The organism is Fulvivirga aurantia (assembly GCF_009711475.1).
In the GTDB taxonomy this organism is placed as follows: Bacteria; Bacteroidota; Bacteroidia; order Cytophagales; family Cyclobacteriaceae; genus Fulvivirga; species Fulvivirga aurantia.
In genome coordinates this window covers 1-1,944 of the sequence record NZ_SMMD01000354.1, presented here as the reverse complement: position 1 = coordinate 1,944, position 1,944 = coordinate 1, and the positions used below count along the sequence as shown (strand labels likewise).

1 protein-coding gene and 1 pseudogene are annotated in these 1,944 nt (G+C 38.3%); one reads left to right on the top strand and one right to left on the bottom strand.

Annotation, left to right across the window (positions count from 1 at the left end; all coding sequences use genetic code 11):
• Nucleotides 1-1,222: tyrosine--tRNA ligase (gene tyrS, locus E1176_RS01770; protein ID WP_155208859.1), on the bottom strand; the 1,222-nt coding region annotated here is incomplete at its 3' end.
• 268 nt (nt 1,223-1,490) lie between these two features.
• Between tyrS and E1176_RS01765 the strand changes: the two are divergent.
• Nucleotides 1,491-1,944 (top strand): annotated as a pseudogene (locus E1176_RS01765) (efflux RND transporter periplasmic adaptor subunit); the annotation flags it as partial.

The window sequence follows — 1,944 nt, the reverse complement described above, 5'->3', positions numbered from 1 at the left end:
GTAATAGTTGAATTTCAGGCTTCGCACTCTGATCCTCTATTTTTTCCTTATTTATACTTACACCGCCCTGCTTAAGCATTCTACGTGCCTCACCTTTTGATTTAAAAATAACGCCTTGGGTGGTGTCAGATAATAATGTTGTGTAATCTTCGGAATCGTTTAAATCAGATTTGTTGACATTGATCTGTGGTACACCATCAAAAACAGCAAGTAAAGTGTCTTCATCAAGAGAAGCCAGGTCTTCAGTAGTCGACTTACCAAAAAGAATATTAGATGCTTTTATGGCCATTTCATAATCAGCTCTTGAGTGTACCCGCACTGTAATGTCTTCTGCAAGGGCTTTTTGTAGTGCTCTGGCATGTGGAGCATCGGCATGCTCTTTTTCTAATGACTCAATTTCTTCTTTAGACTTAAGCGTAAAAATTCTAATATAGTTAGCAGCATCTTCGTCAGATGCATTGAGCCAATACTGGTAAAACTTATATGGAGAAGTACGCTTTGGATCAAGCCAAACATTACCTTCTTCTGTTTTACCGAATTTACTTCCATCGGCTTTCTTAATTAATGGAGTGGTTATCGCATAAGCTTCGCCTTGGGCTTTCCTTCTAATAAGCTCAGTACCTGTTACAATATTGCCCCACTGATCAGAACCGCCAAGCTGAAGTTTACAGTTTTTGTTTTTATATAAGTAGTAAAAATCATAACCCTGTACGAGTTGGTAGCTAAACTCTGTGAATGAAAGACCAGTTTCTAAACGTTTCTGTACAGAATCTTTAGCCATCATATAATTGATAGTGATATGTTTACCAACATCTCTGATGAAATCAAGGAAATTCATCTCCTTGAACCAATCGTAATTATTTACTACCTCAGCAGCATTATCTCCACAGTCAAAATCAAGAAATTTTTCTAATTGCTGCTGAACACACTTAAGGTTATGATTCAATTCTTCCTCATTCAGTAAGTTTCTTTCGGCAGATTTTCCCGAAGGGTCACCTACCATGCCAGTAGCACCACCTACCAAAGCCATAGGTTTATGTCCGGCTTTTTGGAAATGTACCAATGTCATGATCTGAACGAGGCTACCAATATGAAGTGAATCAGCCGTGGGGTCGAAACCAATATAAGCAGCTGTCATCTCCTTATTTAATTGTTCTTCGGCACCTGGCATTATATCGTGAATCATACCGCGCCATTTAAGCTCAGCTACAAAGTCTTTCATCTATAGGGATTTTTTGAGTAGTAAATAATCGAAGGTGCAAATATAAAAAAGGCCCTATACAATGCTACCTGTGACTGTGATTATATGTAAGATTGCGGCCGATTAATTCACCGTGGTTCATGCATTTCACCAGTTATATTTTCCGCTTGAGTAATAAAATAAGACTACTCATCACTTTTAAATGAAAATATGAAACAAAACCTGCTGGAAGGAGTCCATAATATAACACCACAGGTGTATAGGTCAAGCAAAAACTAAACAACAAAAAATGAAGACGAGGCAATTTGTAATTGTGGGTATTGGTATTTTGGTAGTTGTACTTTCTTTTGTCTTAAGCGGTGTTTTGAGCGAAATGAAGGAGGAACCCGAAACGAAGACCCCTCCCGAGATTAAGAAATTTGTAAAAACTCAACCAGTTGAGTATACATCAATTCCTACAGAAGTACTGGCGTTTGGAAGAGTGCGTACCGCAGAATCTTTAGACATAATTGCTGAGGTTTCAGGCCGTATGTATGCCGGATCGGTAGCCTTAAAGGAAGGCGAGTCATTCAGAAAAGGTGCACTCATTTACAGGATAGATGATACCGAAGCACGGCTCAATTTACAATCTCAAAAAAGTAATTTCCTTAAAGACCTGGCTGCCATTTTACCAGACCTTAAAATCGATTTTTCAGATAATTTTGAAACCTGGGAGAGCTACTTTAACTCTATCAATCTAAATG